This window comes from Streptosporangium sp. NPDC006013 (genome assembly GCF_040614275.1).
Taxonomy (GTDB): Bacteria; Actinomycetota; Actinomycetes; order Streptosporangiales; family Streptosporangiaceae; genus Streptosporangium.
Map to the genome: position 1 here is coordinate 1 of NZ_JBEXUE010000805.1, position 2,624 is coordinate 2,624.

Consider the following 2,624-nt stretch of genomic DNA (forward strand, 5'->3'; position numbering starts at 1 on the left):
GTCGCGCGGGCGCCCGGCGCCCGCGCGCCGCTCTCGGGCGCGGTTCGTGGCTCCGCTGACCGGTAGGCTCAAGACATGCCACGTGAGACCGGGCGGAAGGTAATCGCCCAGAACAAGCGTGCCTGGCACGACTACCACATCGAGGACACCTACGAGGCTGGTCTTGTGCTCCAGGGCACGGAGGTCAAGTCGCTGCGGCTCGGCCGCGCCTCCCTCCTCGACGGGTACGCCGTCATCAAGGACGGCGAGGCATGGTTGATCAACGTCCACATCCCCGAATACACCATGGGTACCTGGACCAACCACGCCGCGCGCCGATCCCGCAAGCTCCTGCTGCACCGCAAGGAGATCGACAAGCTGGTCGCCAAGACCAAGGAGGGCGGCCTGACCCTGGTGCCGCTCGCCATCTACTTCAAGGACGGCAGGGCCAAGATCGAGATCGGCCTCGCCAAGGGAAAGAAGGACTGGGACAAGCGGCAGACGCTGGCCGAGAACCAGGCCAAGCGGGAGATGGCACGCGCGCTCAGGCACAGGAACAGATGACGGTGAGAGGAAGGGCCAGGCGTGCCGCCTCCGCGGCGCTCGCGCTGGCGGTGACGGCTCCCATGCTGTCCGCCTGCTTCGAGGAGCCCTCGGCCCACGAGGCGGTGCGCGACTTCCTGATCGGCTGGCAGACGGGCGACTACGCCGCGGCGGCCAAGCGCACCGACGGCGATGAGAAGGTTGTCAGCAAGGCGCTCGAAGACGCCAAGCTCCAGCTGGACGCGGCCTCGTTCCGCTTCAACGTCAAGAGCATGCGGCGCGCCGCGGACGAGGTCGAGGCCGACTTCGACGCCGAGGTCGACCTGGGGGAGAACAACCCCCTGTGGGAGTACGAGGGCAAGCTCCCGCTGCACCTGGTCGACGGCAGCTGGAAGGTGCGCTGGTCGCCCAGCGTTCTCCACCCCCAGCTGCGCGAGGGGCAGCGGTTCGCCGTGAAGGTCACCCCCGAGGGGCGCCAGCCGATCCTCGACCGCAACCGCGACCCGCTGCAGGAGAAGGCCATCCTGCACGTGGCGAGCGTGATCCCGGCCAATCTGAAGAACGACGAGGCGGACAAGCTCTGCCAGCGGCTCTCCAAGATCACTGGATTTCCGCATGACCGCCTGCTGAGCCGGATCCGTTCCGCCCAGCCCAACCTCCAGGTCCCGCTGGTCACCTTCGGCCGTACGAAGTTCGGGCAGCTCCGCGCCCAGCTGGAGGCGATCCCCGGCATCATCCTCTCCCAGCAGGAGCAGTCGGTCGCCCCCGCCTCGCCCACCCAGATCGTCGGCACCGTCACCGCCGTCACCCCCGAGACCGAGCAGCAGCTCGGCGGTCCGCAGCGGGCCGGGGACACGGTCGGCAGGGCCGGTCTGCAGAAGGCGTACCAGGAGCACCTGACCGGCTCGACCGACACCCGTGTGATCACTGTCGATCTCAAGACGCTCAAGGTGACCGAGCTCAAGAAGTGGCGGCCCGACCGTTCCACCTCGCCGGTGCAGACCACGCTCGACCGCGCCCACCAGAAGGCGGCCGACAGCGCGCTGCTGGGCGGGTCCGGCATGATGGTCGCGGTTCAGGCCTCGACCGGCGACATCCTGGCGGTGTCCAGCACCAACGAGTACAACCAGGAGAAGCACGCCCTCGCCGGGAGGTTCCCCGCGGGGACCACGTTCTCCATCATGTCCGTCGAGGGCATGCTCAAGGCGCGGATCAGCCCCAAACAGAAGCTGGCCTGCCCCGCGGACAGGACCGTCGGTGGTGTCGCGTTCCATCAGGAGGGCGCGCCCATCGGGGTGACGCCGACCCTTCAGGCCAACTTCGCCACCGGTTGCGTGACCGCGCTCGCCTCGCTGGCCCGCAGGATCGACGGCTCCGAGCTGGCGTCCGCCGCCGCGAAGTTCGGCATCGGGGCGCCCTGGGCCCTGCCGCTGAAGGGGTTCAGCGGTTCCATGAGGCCGCTCAAGAACGACGCCGCCACGGCGAAGGCACTCGCCGGGCAGAACGTGCTGGTCAGCCCGCTCTCCATGGCGCTGGTCGCCGGGGCGGTCGCCTCGGGCACCTGGCGTCCGCCGGTTCTGGTCACCGACCCTCGGACCACCGATCCCACGACGGAGACCGAGCCTTACAAGGCGCCCGATCCGATCAAACTGGACGACAAGACCGTCGACACCCTCCGCACCTTCATGCGCAGTGGCGTGACCGCGGGCTCGGCACGTGCCGCCGCGGCTCCCGGCGACCCCGTCCACGGCATCACGGCCGTCGCCTCGCAGAACCGCAAGCCGTTCGCCTGGTTCGTGGGATGGCAGGGAGACGTGGCCGTCGCCGTGCTGATGCAGAGCCCCGACCCCACGGCAGGTGCGGCCGCCGCGGGACGGTTCTTCCAGGGGCTCCACGCTGGGCTGTGACCTCCCGGAATATTCTTTTCACCCTGAGCAACCGCAGGGTGCCTCGTTTGCGTCCTTCTAAGTGACCGGGCACCGCTTGGGGGGTTGCGGGCTCGGTCGCTGTGATGAGATCAGGGCCTCATCTCGGGGGAGGCCCTGCCCGTCAGAACCGGCTCGACCCTGCCGGTCGACCCCGGGGGCGCTTGCGATTCGCGG

At 69.2% G+C, this 2,624-nt stretch carries 2 protein-coding genes; both read left to right on the forward strand.

Annotation, left to right across the window (positions count from 1 at the left end; translation table 11 throughout):
• The first annotated feature begins 75 nt into the window (after window positions 1-75).
• Window positions 76-543, forward strand: a complete 468-nt coding sequence (gene smpB / locus ABZ260_RS49735) for an SsrA-binding protein SmpB (RefSeq protein WP_350920945.1) — start codon at window positions 76-78, stop codon at window positions 541-543.
• Entirely contained in the window at window positions 540-2,429 is a 1,890-nt protein-coding gene (locus tag ABZ260_RS49740) for a penicillin-binding transpeptidase domain-containing protein (RefSeq protein ID WP_355632611.1), read from the forward strand. The genes smpB and ABZ260_RS49740 overlap by 4 nt, the downstream gene beginning before the upstream one ends.
• Window positions 2,430-2,624: the final 195 nt, after the last annotated feature.

What these genes read in the sequence shown, in the direction of transcription:
- smpB (WP_350920945.1), top strand. Translation starts at nt 76, where the DNA reads ATGCCACGTGAGACCGGGCGGAAGGTAATCGCCCAGAACAAGCGTGCC.
- ABZ260_RS49740 (WP_355632611.1), top strand. Translation starts at nt 540, where the DNA reads ATGACGGTGAGAGGAAGGGCCAGGCGTGCCGCCTCCGCGGCGCTCGCG.